The sequence below is a fragment of the Streptomyces sp. NPDC030838 genome (assembly GCF_055572035.1).
On the sequence record NZ_JBVIED010000001.1, the window covers coordinates 834,923 to 849,424 of the forward strand.

The 14,502-nt window shown below is 73.8% G+C and carries 12 protein-coding genes; 5 read left to right on the forward strand and 7 right to left on the reverse strand.

Annotation, left to right across the window (positions count from 1 at the left end):
- Window positions 1-91: 91 nt before the first annotated feature.
- Complete coding sequence (locus tag ACZ42A_RS03755; RefSeq protein ID WP_468525497.1) at window positions 92-883, forward strand: IclR family transcriptional regulator; 792 nt, start codon at window positions 92-94, stop codon at window positions 881-883.
- 193 nt (window positions 884-1,076) lie between these two features.
- Window positions 1,077-2,327, forward strand: a complete 1,251-nt coding sequence (locus ACZ42A_RS03760; RefSeq protein WP_468525498.1) for an MFS transporter — start codon at window positions 1,077-1,079, stop codon at window positions 2,325-2,327.
- A 10-nt stretch (window positions 2,328-2,337) separates the two neighbouring features.
- Here the strand turns inward: ACZ42A_RS03760 and ACZ42A_RS03765 are convergent, their stop codons facing one another.
- From ACZ42A_RS03765 to ACZ42A_RS03785, 5 genes are all read right to left on the reverse strand, one after another.
- On the reverse strand, window positions 2,338-3,330 hold the full coding sequence (locus ACZ42A_RS03765; RefSeq protein ID WP_468525499.1) for an adenosine deaminase: 993 nt from the start codon (window positions 3,328-3,330) through the stop codon (window positions 2,338-2,340).
- A gap of 33 nt (window positions 3,331-3,363) precedes the next feature.
- Window positions 3,364-4,269 carry a ribonuclease Z gene (locus tag ACZ42A_RS03770; protein ID WP_468525500.1) on the reverse strand — a complete coding sequence of 302 codons (906 nt, stop codon included), beginning with the start codon at window positions 4,267-4,269 and terminating at the stop codon, window positions 3,364-3,366.
- 20 nt (window positions 4,270-4,289) lie between these two features.
- Window positions 4,290-4,643 (reverse strand): histidine triad nucleotide-binding protein, encoded by a 354-nt coding sequence (locus ACZ42A_RS03775; RefSeq protein ID WP_468525501.1) that lies wholly within the window; start codon window positions 4,641-4,643, stop codon window positions 4,290-4,292.
- A 255-nt stretch (window positions 4,644-4,898) separates the two neighbouring features.
- Window positions 4,899-8,093, reverse strand: coding sequence for a S41 family peptidase (locus tag ACZ42A_RS03780; protein WP_468525502.1), 3,195 nt, complete (start codon window positions 8,091-8,093; stop codon window positions 4,899-4,901).
- A 45-nt stretch (window positions 8,094-8,138) separates the two neighbouring features.
- Window positions 8,139-8,678: a hypothetical protein gene (locus ACZ42A_RS03785; RefSeq protein WP_468525503.1), complete on the reverse strand. Its 540-nt coding sequence runs from the start codon at window positions 8,676-8,678 to the stop codon at window positions 8,139-8,141.
- Window positions 8,679-8,789: 111 nt separating this feature from the next.
- On the opposite strand from ACZ42A_RS03785, the gene ACZ42A_RS03790 reads away from it, so the two are divergent.
- Together ACZ42A_RS03790 and ACZ42A_RS03795 are read left to right on the forward strand one after the other, a co-directional pair.
- The gene (locus ACZ42A_RS03790) at window positions 8,790-10,439 is read left to right on the forward strand and encodes a hypothetical protein (protein ID WP_468525504.1); all 1,650 of its coding nucleotides are present in this window, start codon (window positions 8,790-8,792) and stop codon (window positions 10,437-10,439) included.
- Between the two features lie 124 nt (window positions 10,440-10,563).
- Window positions 10,564-13,104 carry a SpoIIE family protein phosphatase gene (locus ACZ42A_RS03795; protein WP_468525505.1) on the forward strand — a complete coding sequence of 847 codons (2,541 nt, stop codon included), beginning with the start codon at window positions 10,564-10,566 and terminating at the stop codon, window positions 13,102-13,104.
- Here ACZ42A_RS03795 and ACZ42A_RS03800 read toward each other — a convergent pair.
- Window positions 13,060-13,680: a dihydrofolate reductase family protein gene (locus tag ACZ42A_RS03800; RefSeq protein WP_468525506.1), complete on the reverse strand. Its 621-nt coding sequence runs from the start codon at window positions 13,678-13,680 to the stop codon at window positions 13,060-13,062. The two genes, ACZ42A_RS03795 and ACZ42A_RS03800, sit on opposite strands and share 45 nt — an antisense overlap.
- Window positions 13,681-13,755: 75 nt before the next feature.
- Here ACZ42A_RS03800 and ACZ42A_RS03805 point away from each other — a divergent pair, with 75 nt between their 5' ends.
- Complete coding sequence (locus ACZ42A_RS03805; protein ID WP_468525507.1) at window positions 13,756-14,151, forward strand: hypothetical protein; 396 nt, start codon at window positions 13,756-13,758, stop codon at window positions 14,149-14,151.
- Here ACZ42A_RS03805 and ACZ42A_RS03810 read toward each other — a convergent pair.
- Entirely contained in the window at window positions 14,093-14,485 is a 393-nt protein-coding gene (locus tag ACZ42A_RS03810; protein WP_468525508.1) for a VOC family protein, read from the reverse strand. The two genes, ACZ42A_RS03805 and ACZ42A_RS03810, sit on opposite strands and share 59 nt — an antisense overlap.
- Window positions 14,486-14,502 lie beyond the last annotated feature (17 nt).

The following is a 14,502-nucleotide window of genomic DNA, read 5'->3' on the forward strand; positions in this document are numbered from 1 at the left end:
CGGAGTCACTGGGCACGGTCATCTCCCCACGTAGACGACGTTCTCGTATGAAGATAGCGGCGATGGGACCCCGCCGCATTACCATCGCCCCATGTCCGAGTCAGGCGGCGGCGGTGGTGTCCGCGAGGTGAAGTCGGCCGCGCGTACGGTCGAGTTGCTGGAACTGCTCGCCGCGCGCGGCGACCGTCCGGCGCGGCTCCAGGAGCTGGCGGACGCGCTCGGCGTCCCGCGCAGTTCGATGTACGCCCTGCTCCAGACGCTGATCTCGCGCGGCTGGGTGCGCACCGACATCACCGGCTCGCTCTACGGCATCGGCATCCACGCCCTGCTGACCGGCACCAGCTACCTCGACTCCGACCCCCGCGTGCGGCTCGTCCGGCCGTATCTCGACGAGGCGTCGGATGCGCTGGGCGAGACCATCCACATGGGCCGGCTGGACGGCCGGGACGTGGCGTACCTGGCGACGCGGGAGTCGCACGAGTACCTGCGCACGATCAGCCGGGTCGGACGCCGGCTCCCGGCGCACGCGGGCGCTCTCGGCAAGGCGTTGCTCGCCGAGCGCCCCGACGACCGGCTCCCCGAGGAGCCGTACCAGGCGCTGACCCCCAACACCCACACCACCCGGGCGTCCCTGGCGGCCGACCTCGCCGAGGTACGGGCGCGCGGCTACTCCGTCGACCGCGAGGAAGGCGTGCCCGGGATCGTCGGCTTCGGGTTCGCGCTGCGCTACGACGCGCCCGCCCAGGACGCGATCAGCTGCTCGGTGCCAGTGGCCCGGCTGACGCCGGGGCACGAGGAGCGGATCGTCGCCGTGATGCGGGAGATCCGGGCGAAGATCGAGGCGACGGCACCGGCGGCCGGGGGCGCCGTGCACTGGCGCTAGCCGCTCGTTCACCCGCGGAGTCGCGCTCATCTACCCGCCTCCCGCCACCCCAAACCAGAGGTGACCCGGATCACGCCCCCCGCGCTGTTCGCGTATCCGCGTGCTTGATACAAATTGCCCGCGCGTTCCTGTCCGTCGACGGCCTGCGCCCCTCCCCCCTTCTCAGCTTCTTTCGCATGCCCCGGGAACGCCCGTGTCCGCCCCTCGCACCACCCTCCCCTGGCCCCTCGTCGCCCTGTTCACGGCCGGGTACCTCGCGCCCTATCTGCTGCCGACCACCGTCGGCCGCCTGGACGCGGGCCTCGCGCTGACCGCCACCCAGGCGGGCGCCGTCGGCAGCGCGCTGCTGCTCGCCTCCGCGTCGGCGGGGTTCTCGCTGGCCGTGCGCGTGGAGCGGATCGGGGCCCGTGCCCTGGCCCGTGCCGGACTCGCCGTGGCCGCCCTCGGTTACGGCGGCGCCGCGCTGACCACCACCGTCCCGGCCGTCGTCGCGGGCGCGGTCCTCGGCGGGTTCGGCTCGGGCACGATCACCGCGGTCGCCGCCTCCGGCATCGCCGCCCAGCGGGATCCGCACCGCGCCTCCACCGCCGGTCTGCTCGGCGTCTCCGCGCTCGCGGGCGCGCTGTATCTGACGATCCCGCACCTGGGTCCCGGCCATGGCCTGCCGCTCGCCGCGATCGCGCTGACCGCGCTCGCCGTGTGGCCTTTGACCGGTCGGCTGCCGGCCGGCACGGCCACTCCCGTCGCCCGGCGTGAGCGGGCCCCGCTGCCCCACCTGCGGTCCGGTCTCGTCCTCGCCGCCGCCATGCCCTGCTGGTCGCTCGCACAGAACGCCCTGTGGGGCGTCAGCGGCCGCATCGGACTGACCCAGGCGCAGCTGTCGGAGGCGGCCGTCGGCGTGGTCTTCGCCGTGGCGCTCGGCGCGGGGCTGCTGGGCGTGCTGGGCGCGGGCGCGCTCGGCGTGCGGTTCGGGCGGGCGCTGCCGATCGGCGCCGGCACCACGCTCATCGCCGGGTGCATCGCACTCAGCTCCTCCGCGACCACGCTGCCCGCCTTCGCGGCGGGCGAGATCGCCTGGAACGCCTGCTACCCGGTGGTGCTGTCGTACGTGATCGGCCTCGCCGCCTCCCTCGATCCGCGCGGCCGCTGGGCGGTGCTGGTCGGCTCGGCGTCCTCGCTGGGCACGGCGGCGGGCCCGCTGACCGGCAGTCTGCTGTCCGAGCGGGCGGGCTTCCCGGGGATGGGCCTGGTGCTGGCCTGCGGGCTGCTGGCGATCGCGGTACCGATGACGGCCGTCGCGCTGCGCGCGGGCCGGCGGCAGACCGGCGCGGCGGACATCCCGGTCGTCGAGATCCCCGTCGAGACCCCGGCCGTCCCCGCCGGGCAGGCCGCCTACGACACGGCGGGACCCCGGCAGGCGACGGCCACACCGGGGTCCCGCTGACGCCACCGGCCTACCGGAACTCGTACGCCTCCACCTCGGCGAGGTAGCGCGCCCGCCGCTCCTCGTCGTCCTCCAGGAAGGACGCGAGGAAGGAGTTGCGGGCCAGCTCCCGCAGCCGCTCGTCGGTGAGGCCGAGTTCGCGTCGTACGGCGTCGAAGTTGTCGCCGGCGTAGCCGCCGAAGTAGGCCGGGTCGTCGGAGTTGACCGTGCACAGCAGCCCGGCGTCGAGCATCGCGGGCAGCGGATGGTCCGCGAGGGTGCGCACGGCGCGCAGCCGGACGTTCGACAGCGGGCAGAGGGTCAGCGGGATCCGCTCCCGGACCAGCCGCTCGACCAGCGCCGGGTCCTCCATGCAGCGCAGACCGTGGTCGACGCGCTCGACGCCGAGCACGTCCAGGGCCTGGCTGATGTACTCCGGCGGCCCCTCCTCGCCCGCGTGCGCGACCCGGCGCAGCCCGAGCGCGGCGGCGGCCTCGTACACCTCGCGGAACTTCACCGGCGGATGCCCGACCTCGGCGGAGTCCAGGCCGATGCCGGTGATCCGGTCCAGGTACGGCTTGGCCTGCTCCAGGGTGGCGAGGGCCGACTCGGCGGACTCGTCGCGCAGGAAGCACATGATGAGCCGGGTGGAGACCCCGTGGTCCGCCTCGCTGCGGGCCAGCGCGCGCCACAGGCCCTCGACGACGGTGCCCATCGCCACGCCCCGCATCAGATGGGCCTGCGGGTCGAAGAAGATCTCCGCGTGCCGGACGCCCTGCGCGGCGGCGCGCGCGAGATAGGCGTCGGCCAGGTCCTCGAAGTCCCGCTCGGTCTGCAGGACGGTCATCAGCGCGTAGTACAGGTCCAGGAAGGACGGCAGATCGTCGAACCGGTACGCCTTACGCATCTCGTCCGTGGTCTCGTACGGCAGCCACGCCCCGTTGCGCGCGGCCAGCTCGAACGCCAGCTCCGGTTCCAGGGTGCCTTCGATGTGCAGGTGCAGTTCTGCTTTGGGGAGGGGCATCCGGGAATCGTACGCCCCTTGTACCTGGGTTCTTTATCTACGTTTCGGGACGGGGATGCGCTGGAGATCGTGCGCCACGGTCAGCTCCCCCTCGAACCCGGCGGCCCGCGCCTGACGCTCGAACTCCTCGGGCTCGGTGTAGCGCTGACTGAAGTGAGTGAGGACGAGATGCCGTACGTCGCTGGCCCTGGCGACGCGGGCGGCCTGACCGGCCGTCAGATGGCCGTGCTCGTTGGCGAGGTGTTCGTCGTCGTCCAGGAAGGTCGACTCGATGACGAGCATGTCGCAGCCGTCCGCCAGCGCGTACACCCCGTCGCACAGCCGGGTGTCCATGACGAACGCGAACCGCTGCCCGCGCCGCACCTCGCTGACGTCCTCGAGGGTGACCCCGCCGAGCGCGCCCTCGCGCTGGATGCGGCCCACGTCGGGGCCCTTGATGCCATGCGCGGCCAGCCGCTCGGGCAGCATCCGCCGCCCGTCCGGCTCGATGAGGCGGTAGCCGTAGGACTCGACGGGGTGGGAGAGCTTGCGGGCCTCCAGTGTGTAGGAGGGGGTGCGGGCGAGAACACCGTCGGCGTCGACGGCGGCCTCCGTCAGCTTCACCGTCTCCCGGTAGGCGGTGGCGTACCGCATCCGGTCGAAGAAGCGCTGCCCGGAGCGCGGGTAGTGGGCGGTGACCGGGTGCGGCACCTGGTCCAGGTTGATCCGCTGGATGACGCCCGGCAGGCCCAGCGAGTGGTCCCCGTGGAAGTGCGTGACGCAGATCCGGTTCAGGTCGTGGGCGGCGACGCCGGCGCGCAGCATCTGGCGCTGGGTGCCCTCGCCGGGGTCGAAGAGCAGGCCCTCGCCGTCCCAGCGGAGCAGATAGCCGTTGTGGTTGCGGTGCCGGGTCGGGACCTGGCTGGCGGTGCCGAGGACCACCAATTCACGGACGGACACGATGGTTTACCGGTTACCGCTTACCCGGGGGGCCATTCCAGGCCGCGGCCGCCGAGGACGTGCGCGTGGGCGTGCCAGACGGTCTGGCCGGCGCCGCTGCCCGTGTTGAAGACGATGCGGTAGCTCTCCAGCTTGTCCTCGTCGGCGACCGTCTGCGTCTCGCGCAGCAGGTCGGCGGCGAGCTGCGGGGCCGCGGCGGCGAGTTCGGCGGCGTTCGGGTAGTGCGCCTTGGGGATCACCAGGACGTGGGTGGGTGCCTGGGGGTTGATGTCCCGGAAGGCGACGGTCGTCTCGGTCTCGCGGACGATCGTCGCCGGGATGGTACCCGCGACGATCTTGCAGAACAGGCAGTCGTCCTGTGGCTCCCCTGCCATGGTCCCTCCGGGGGTTGAGCGGGTGATCGTCTCTGGGGGCATCGTATCGTCGCCGGGTGCGGGTCGTTCGTGGCTGGTCGCGCAGTTCCCCGCGCCCCTTGGGGAGTTTCGCTCAAGCCGCGGGCATGCGTGCCGCCTGGGGCGATGGGGGTCCCCCCTGCTCGAGCGAAGCCGAGAGCTTGGGGGAGGGTGGGCGCGGGCGGCGCCCCGCTCCGCCGGGCTGCGCATCCCACCCCCGGCCAGCCCCCACTCCGGTCACGGCAAAGCCGGCGGTACCTTCGCTCCCCGTTCCTCCAGCCCGGCCAGCGCCAGCGTTATCGCCTCGTCCAGCTGGACATCCCGGCCCGCCGCGTAGTCCTGCGGCCGCTGGACCACCTCCACGTCCGGATCCACCCCGTGGTTCTCCACGCCCCAGCCGTAACCCTCCAGCCAGAACGCGTACTTCGGCTGGGTGACGAGCGTCCCGTCGACCAGCCGGTAGCGGCTGTCGATGCCGATGACGCCGCCCCAGGTCCGGGTGCCGACCACCGGGCCGATCCCGAGTGCCTTGATCGCCGCGTTGACGATGTCCCCGTCGGACCCGGAGAACTCGTTGGCGACGGCGACGACGGGCCCGCGTGGCGCGTCCTCCGGATAGCTGTACGGCCGCATCCCGCGCGGCACGCCCCAGCCGACGATCCGCCGGGCCAGCTTCTCCACGACGAGCTGGGAGGTGTGCCCGCCGCGGTTCTCCCGGACGTCCACGATGAGCCCCTCGCGGGCGACCTCGACCCGCAGGTCGCGGTGGATCTGCGCCCAGCCGGGGGCCTGCATGTCCGGGACGTGGAGGTAGCCGAGCCGCCCGCCGGACCGCTCGTGGACGTACGCCCGCCGGTCGGCGACCCACGCGTGGTACCGCAGCGGCTCCTCGTCGGCGACCGGCACGACCACGGTGTGCCGCGGCTCGCCCCCGCCGGCCGGCGAGACGGTCAGCTCGACCGGCTTACCCGCCGTGCCGACGAGCAGCGGCCCGGGCCCGGTCACCGGGTCCACCGGCTGCCCGCCGACGGCGACGATCGCGTCCCCGGCGCGCACCGCGACGCCGGGCGCGGCGAGCGGGGAGCGGGCCTCGGGGTCGGAGGTCTCCGAGGGCAGCACCCGGTCGATACGCCAGGTGCCGTCCGCGTGCCGGGAGAGGTCCGCGCCCAGCAGGCCCTGCCGGTCGCCGTGGCCGTGTCCGCCGCGCGGGACGACGTAGGCGTGCGAGGTGCCCAGTTCGCCCTGCACCTCCCAGAGCAGGTCGACCAGGTCGTCGTGGGTGGCGACGCGGTCCAGGACGGGCCGGTAGCGGTCGAGGACGCCGTCCCAGTCGACGCCGCTCATGTCCGGCCGCCAGAAGTGGTCCCGCATGATCCGGCCGGTCTCGTCGTACATCTGCCGCCACTCGGCGGCCGGGTCGATCGTCTGCCGTACGCGGGACAGGTCGACGGTGATGTTGGTGTCGCTGTCGTCGTCGCCGGAGGCCCGCCGGTCGCTCGGGACGACCTTCAGCCGCCCGTCGGTCCACAGCAGCACCCGCTTGCCGTCCCCGCTGACCCGGAAGTGGTCGGCGTCGGCGGCGAGGTGTTCCAGGCGCTGCTGGGCGAGGTCGTAGCGCTCCAGCTCGGTGTGCGGGTCGGGGTCGTCGGGGGTGGCCCGGGAGACGCCGAGGACCCCCTGCACGGGGTGGCGCAGCCACAGCACGCCGTCCTTGGCGGCGCACAGGTTGGAGTAGCGGCCGGCCTCGACGGGGAACGGCACGATCCGGTCGGCGAGCCCTTCGAGGTCGATGCGGGTGGCCGGGGTGCCCTCGCTGTCCGGGGTCTCGTCCTTGTCCGGCGCCTCGAAGGGCCGGCCGTGCCGCTGCGGTCCGAACGGGGACGGCGTGGTGGCGGCGAGGGTGATCAGGTGCGGGCGGTCGCCGGTGACGAACGCCAGGTCGAAGACGTGCTCGTCGTAGACCGGGTCGAAGGAGCGGGTGGAGAGGAACGCGAGGTGCTTGCCGTCGAGGGTGAAGGCGGGCGCGTAGTCCTGGAAGCGGAGGGGGGTCGCCTCGGTGACGGTCAGGTCGGTGGTGTGGGCGAGCCTGATCTGGCACAGCGGGCTGGGCCCGGGGTGCGACCAGGCCAGCCAGGCCGAGTCCGGCGAGAACGTCAGTCCGGAGACATCGCCGTGCTCGCTGCGGTCCACCTCGCGGACCTCGCCGGTCTCCCGCTCGACGAGCAGCACCCGCCCGTCGTGCGCGGCGACCGCGGCCCGGCTGCCGTCCGGGGCCATCGCCAGGCCCAGCACCCGGCCGAGCCGCCCGGCGGCCAGCCGGCGCGGGGTGGCGCCGGGCGCCAGGCCGGTGGCGGGCGCGAACTCCAGGGCGTCCTCGCCCTCGGCGTCCGTCACCCACACCACCCACTCCTCGCCCTCCACCCGGAAGGTGCGCGGCAGCCGGGCCCGTACGCCGGGCGTGGCGGCGAGCGCGCGGGCGGGGCCGGAGCGGTGGGTGACCCAGTGCACGGCGCCGCGCACCGCGACGGCGCTGCCCCGCGCGGTGTGGTCGGGCGCGGCGGCCCCGAACCAGCGGGCGGCGTCCACCTGGTACGGCTGCCGGTCGGTGCGCTGGCCGCCGAGCCGGATGTCGAGGCGGCGCGGCTCGGCGCCGTCGAGGTCGTCGAGCAGCCACAGTTCACCGGCGCAGGAGTAGACGACACGGGTGCCGTCGCTCGCGGCGTGCCGGGCGTAGAAGCCGTCGAGGGGGGTGTGGCGGCGCAGGTCGGACCCGTCGGCGAGGGAGGAGTACACAGCCCCCGTCCCCTCGTGGTCGGAGAGAAAGGCGATCCTCTCCCCCACCCAGAACGGGTACTCGATGTTCCCGTCCAGCTCCTCGTGGAGCCGTACGAACTCGCCGTCGCCCTCCCGGTCGATCCACAGCTTGCCCGCCGTACCACCCCGGTACCGCTTCCACCAGGCGGCCTCGCGGCCCATCGGCGCGGACAGCAGCACGGTGTGCGGGCCGTGGGCGACCTCGCCGACGGGGCCGTACGGCAGCCGGGTGGCCGGGCCGCCGTCCAGCGGGACGGCGTGCGCCCAGCTGCGGCGCAGGCTCGCCTGGCCGTGGGTGGTGAGGGCGAGGACCCGCCCGTCGGGGGTCCAGCCGCGCGCCTGGGTGCGCCAACTGCCCCAGTGGGTCAGCCGCTTGGACGGGCCGCCGTCGACCGGCGCGATGTGCACCTCGGGGGCGCCGTCGCGGGTGGAGGTCCAGGCGACGGTGGAGCCGTCGGGCGAGATGCGCGGATGGTTCACCGGCACGTTGTCGGCGCTGACCCGCCAGGCCCGCCCGCCGTCGAGCGGGGCGAGCCACACGTCGTCCTCGGCGGTGAAGGCCACCAACTCGCCGTGCGGATGCGGAAATCGGAGGTATCCCGGCGTCGGCTGTGTCACCCGATCACCCTATGCAGCGGCGACGCCCCTGGACAGCGGTTTCGATCACTTGCCCTCGGGCCAGCACTGGGGACTGCGCTGGCACCAGATGGTCTTGGTGACGGTCACCGTGACGTCCGGGTCGGGGTCGGCACCGGGCGGCTGGTTCGCGGGCGGGGTGCTCGGGGCGGAGCAGTCACCGAGGCCCTTGACGTGGAACCACTCCTTGCCGTCCACCTTGGCCACGATGTCCCCGCGGATACAGCGCCCGTTCACGGCGCGGGTCACCTTGCCGCTGACGGTGATCTCCTTCCCGTCGGTGGTCTCCCCCTGGCACTCGACGTCGGCGACCGTGTCCTCGCTCGCGGTGGGCGTCGAGCGGCCGTCGCCCCCGAAGTCCGCGGTGCAGCTGAGCCACCGCACGTCCGCCTTCTGCCGCTCCAGCTCCCGGGTCACGGTCTCGTCGGTGGTGTACGCCACGGTCGCCGAGCTCAGCCCGCCCGGATCACAGGCCACGGCACCACCCACGGCCACCACCGCGAGCGACGCGACCGCCGCCACCCGGCGCCCTCTCGGTCGACCCCAAAACCGTCTCAATGCCCCCATGGAGGGCATGCTGCCACTGTCTCGCGGGGCGCGGTAGGGCGCATACGGCCACGCGTGACCGCTCCGCGTCACAATCGGGTGTCGTCCCAACCGCCGCGCCCTGGAGGACCGTTGCCGCCCCGCATCCGGCCCCGCCGACTGCCCGCGCCGCCCGCACCGGACCCACCCGGCGAAGGTGTCCCGGCGGCCGCGGACCCGGCCGCCGCACCGCCCGCACCGCCACGCCGGCGCCGGGTGCGGATCCTGGTCGACGTCGTCGACCATCCCGACGAAGTCGCGTACGCCACCGCCCTGTTCGAGGAACGGGCCTGGGCGGTACGCCCCGCGGAACCCGCCGAGCGGGCCACGGCCGCCGACCCGCGGCGCACCGCGCTCGTCGTGGAGGTACGGCTGCACGGGGCACGGCTGGGCGCGGTCCGTACGGCCGTGGCGGAAGTGGAACGCCTGCTGAAGCAGGCGGAGTTGGGCGCCTGGGTGCGGGACGCGGCTCTGGTCGAGCACGAGCGGCCTCCCCGGACGACGTACCACCTGCACCGCGCGCTGCCGTCCGGCGGCCGGCTGCGCCGGGCCTGGACCTGGTCCGGCCTCGCCGACGAGCAGCGGGCCGTGACGGTACCGGCGGGCCCGCATTCCCGGCAGGCGGCCGAGGCCGAGCTGACCGCCCGCGCGCTCGGCGGACGCGCGTACGACCCCGCACGGCACGGGCTGCGTGTGCCGGGCCACTCCGACGCGAACCCGCCGCGCGGCGAGACCGCGCAGGAGCGGCGGATCCGGCTGGCGTGGCAGGTCGCGGGCGCGGTGGGGATCGTGGTGGCGATCGTCTGCGGGATGTACGTGGTGTGGGCGGACGGGGTGTGGAAGCCGCTGCCCGCCGTCCTCAGCACGGCGGGCGCGCTGCCGCTGGGACGGGTCGCCAAGGAGACCCGGGACCGCGGGCTCCCGGCGCAGTGGGCGGCGGGCCTGGCGGGCACGACGGCGCTGGCCGCGTTCGGGGCTCTCGTGGGCCGGGACAGCGGCCCGGGGGCCCTGTGGGCGGGGCTGCTGATCGTGACGGCCGCCGCCTTCACCGGGACCGGCGTGGTGCTGGCCCTGCGCCGGACGTTCTTCACCCGGCACGCCGCCTGGCTGATCCCGCTGTCGGTGCCGGTGGTGTGGTCGATGGTGCGATGGCTGGGCGGGCAGATGCACGACGCGTATCTGGACCGCTTCGACATCCGGGCCGCCACGGTGCCCGCGCCGACGCTCGGCACGTATCTGGCCGCGGGCAAGCCGATGGCGCTGGCACTGGGCAGCGTGCTGTTCTTCGTGGCGGTCGTGGGGTGGCTGCGGCACTTCCATGTGCTGGGCCGGGACGGCGGCTTCCGGCTGTTCGCGGTGGTCCTGGCCACCCTCCTGGCGGTGGTCTACACGCTGACCGCCGTCACCCTGAGCGTGTACGGCGCGACGAAGGCGGCGGGCCTGGCGGCCGAGACGACCGCCCTCGACGGCACCAACCCGCCCGGCTACTACGGCCTGCGGGGCCGCCTGGTGTGCCTCCGGCCCGTGGACCCCGGCGAACGGGTCCCGGTGGAGAACGGCCCGGCCCCCACCGCCTACCCCGTCCTTTCCTTCGGCACCACCGGCGACTGGATCTGGCTCTGGGACCCGGCCCGCTACGGCAAGGACGTCCCGGAGGCGTTCGCCGTCCGCCGCGAGGACGTCCAGCTCGTGCCCACGGAAAACCCCGCGCTCGGTGGAGATCCGACCGAACGGTGCGGATGACGCTGTTCGGCTTCCGGACGGCCGGAGCGGGGCCCCACCTTTGACCGGGACCCGATCCGTACGAGAATTGGACAAATGACCTGGCTGGGTATCTTGCGCCACCAGTGCGGCGATCGGGGTCAGCATGGCGTCCACCGGCACCACCCCTGGTGCCCACCCCATCGGTACGACGAGCGTCGAAGCGGCGGCCGAACGTGACGATGCGCTGGTGGACGCGGTCCTGAAGGCGGTGGAGGTGACCGGGGCCCACGCGGGGAGCGTGTTCCTGGCCTCGGCCGACGGCAGCACGCTGGTCCTCGCCGCGGCGGCCGGGATGCCGCCGTCGTTGCTGGGCGGCTGGCGTCGTATCCCGGTGAGCAGCGCCATCCCGGTGGCGCAGGCGTTCCGTACCGGGCGGACGGTCCACCTGCCGGACGCCGAGGCGACCATGCGGAGATTTCCCCAGCTCTCTGTCGCCGTGCCCTACCCCTTCGGCTCGGCCTCCGTGCCGGTCGCGACGGGGCGGGAGACCCTGGGGGCCATGGCCGTGGTGTGGGCCGTCCGGGAGGGCGGACACGGGCTGTCCAAGGCACGGCGGCGCCACCTGCGCATCACGGCCGGCCGCCTGGCCGCGGAACTGATCCGCCTGCGGGCCCACGGCGTCGGGACAGGGCCCGCCGGGGAACAGGCTCCGCTGGAGGTGGCAGCCCCGGCCGCCCCGGCGGTGCGGGTGGGCCTGTTCGACTGGAACCTCTCCACCGGCGCCCTCGCCGCGGACACCACCGTGTGCGCGGTCTTCGGCGTGCCCCCGGACGAGTACGACGGAAGGGCGGCCACGCTGGCGGCACGGGTGCACCCGAGCGACCGCCCCTCCTTCCACGCCGCCGCGCGTACCGCGGGGAAGGAGGGCCGCGTCCTGGCCCGACGCCTGCGCATCCCGCAGACAGGGGGCGGGCACCGCACCATCGAGCTGTGGGGCCGGCTGCCGGAGCACGGCGCCGGCCAGGAGGCGCGCGACCATCTGGTGGGCGGGGTTTTCGAGCTCGGCTCCGGCATGGCCGCTGCCGCCGCCCTGGAGCGACTCGCGGACGGCTTCTTCGCACTGGACCGGGACGGGCGGATCACCTACGCCAACCACCGCCTGGTGCGGCTGGTCCACATCGGCCGGGGCGACCTGGTGGGACACCGCCCGTGGGAGGTCCTGCCGGGGCTGTCCGATCCCGCCTGCGAGGATCGGTTCCGGGCCGCCCGGATCTCCCAGCAGCCCGTCTCCTTCCTGGCCCGGGGCCCGGACGGATGGCTCGAGTTCTCCCTGCGCCCGGACGGTCAGGACATGACCGGATGGGTGTCTCCGGCCGCGGAACCCCGCCCGGCGGGCACCGGACCCGCCGCCACGGCCTCACCCGCCCCGGCCGCCGCGAGCTCCGTGCCGACGCGTCCCGGCGCCCTTTACCGCGTCCTGCAGATGAGCGGTGCGCTCACCGAAGCGGTGACCGCGCGCGAGGTGTGCGAGGTGGTCGCCGACCAGCTCCTGCCTGCCGTCGGCGGGCATCGCATGGCGATCTACGTGGTGCGTGAGCGCCGCCTGCACCTGCTGGCGCAGCGCGGCTACCGCGAGAGCTTCCTGGAACGGTTCGAGGGCACGCCCCTGCAGCACTCCCGGGGACCGTTGAGCGGAGCACTGGCCGGCGGCGGCCCGCTGTTCATCGAAACGCCCGAAGAGTTCGCGCGGGCCTACCCCGAGTTCGAGGCCGCCTCCCGCTCCCTGGCGTTCCTGCCGCTGATCGCCTCCAGCCGGCCGGTCGGGGTCTGCGTCCTCGGTTTCAACCAGGCCCACCCCTTCCCCGGTGAAGAACGCAGCATGCTGACCGCGCTCAGCGGTCTGATCGCACAGGCGCTGGAGCGGGCCCGGCTGTACGACGCCAGGTCCGCCCTCGCCCTGGGGCTGCAGAACGCGCTGCTCCCGCACCGGCTGCCCGCCCAGCCCGGGGTCCAGGTCACCGGCCGCTACCTGCCCGGCACGGACTGGATGGACATCGGCGGCGACTGGTACGACGTCATCCGCACCGATCGGGGCCTTGCCCTGGTCGTCGGCGACGTCGAGGGCCATAATGTCGCCGCCGCGGCCACCATGGGCCAACTGCGCAGCGCGGTACGGGCCTTCGCCACTGCCGGACACCGGCCCGCGGAGGTGATGGCCGGGACCAACCGGGTGCTCATCGACCTCGGCCCCGACCAGCTCGCCAGCTGCTGCTACATCCTGCTCGACCCCGAGGCGGCCACCGCGCACCTGGTCCGCGCCGGCCACTGCCCACCGCTGCTGCGGCGGCCGGAAGGCACCACCGAGATCCTGGAAGTGCCGGGTGGTCCGCTCCTGGGCATCGACGACACCGCCGACTTCCCGGAGTCCCGGCTGACACTGTCGCCCGGCTGCGTCCTCGCCCTCTACACCGACGGACTGGTCGAAGCCCGTGACACGGACATCACCGTCGGCATCGACCACGTGCGCACCCAACTGGCCCACGCGAGTGCCGGATCACTGGACGACCTCGCCGACACCCTCCTGCACCGCGCCATCCACTCGGCGAACCGCACCGACGACATCGCACTGCTTCTCACCCAGTATTCCCCGCCGTCCGGCTCAGGACAGCACGCGGTAGGTGACGTGCGTGACCAGACTCGCTGACCGCGACCGCACCTGCTCCAGTCTCAGCGGCGGGACGCCCTCGAAGAGCCGCGTGCCGGCGCCGAGCGTGAGCGGCACGATGTGCAGCCGCAGCTCGTCGATCAGGCCGGCGGCGAGGTACTGGTTGATGGTGGTCGCGCCGCCGAGGACCGAGACATCGCCGTCGCCGGCCGCCGCGCGTGCCTGTGCCAGTGCCGAGGCGATTCCGTCGGTGACGAAGTGGTACGTGGTGCCGCCGTCCATCGGCTGCGGCTCGCGCGCGTGGTGGGTGAGCACGAACACCGGCGCGTGGAACGGCGGATCGTCACCCCACCAGCCGTTCCACTGCCGATCCCACTCGCCGCGCACGGGGCCGAACATGTTGCGCCCCATGATGAATGCCTTCGCGGCGGTGATCTGCTCGACCTCGGCTCGGCTCTCGTCGGGAGTGTCGAACATCCAGGCGTGCAGCCTGTCGCCGGTGCCGTCGCCGCCGTCGTCGCCGAACGGGCGTTCCTCGGTCTGGTTGAGCCCGGCCGAGTACCCGTCGGCCGAGATCGTGATGTCGCAGATCACCCTGCCCATTCGTTCGGCCATCCCCACATCGTCGCCCTTCGACGGGGGGCTGTCGACTTGCCTGACCGGTGACGGGACAGCCCTTAGCCTGGCGGTATGCGCAAGAAGGGCAGCCTGCGAAAGCTCGTGGTGGACGAGGCGACCACCTATCTGTGGACCGTCCGGCACCGGCACGGGGACGGGCGGCCGTGCGAGGAGGTGGTCAGCCTGCACCGGGACGGGGTGCGCACGCGGATCGTCTTCCGGGAAGGGCCCGGCCGGCCCGTCGCGGGCGGCTACCAGCCCGGCGGATATGTGATCGACGAGCACCACAACGGTCTCAACCTGAACGAGCCGGGAAGTGTGCGCGCGCTCGTCGACGAGGCCACGCGGCGCGGACTGCTGCCCGGGGCCGGGGAGGTGGACGGCTGGGAGCTGCTGCGGGCCGTCGCCGCTAACCGCGCAGCAGCAGCCACTCCTGAAGCTCCACCAGGTTCCCCTCCGGGTCCTTGAGGTGGGCGACCCGCATCCGGTCGGTCATGGGGGCGGGGCCGTGCAGCAGGGTCGCGCCGCGCGAGACGATCTCCTCGCAGTAGGCGTCGAGGTCGTCCACCCGCAGCACCACCAGCGACCGGTGCCCGTTCGCCGCCTCGCCCAGCTCGTCCAGCACCTCCGCCATCACGGCCCGGTCCTGGAGCGCGATGCCCGCCGAGCCCGTGGCGGGACTGAACTTCTCGTACGGCCCGTCCACCGCCCCGGACTGCGGCTTCAGGCCGAGGACGTCGGCGTAGAAGCGGTAGCAGGCGGCGAAGTCGGTGACCAGCAGGCGGACTTGGGCGAGTTCCACGGTGCCTCCCGGGCGGG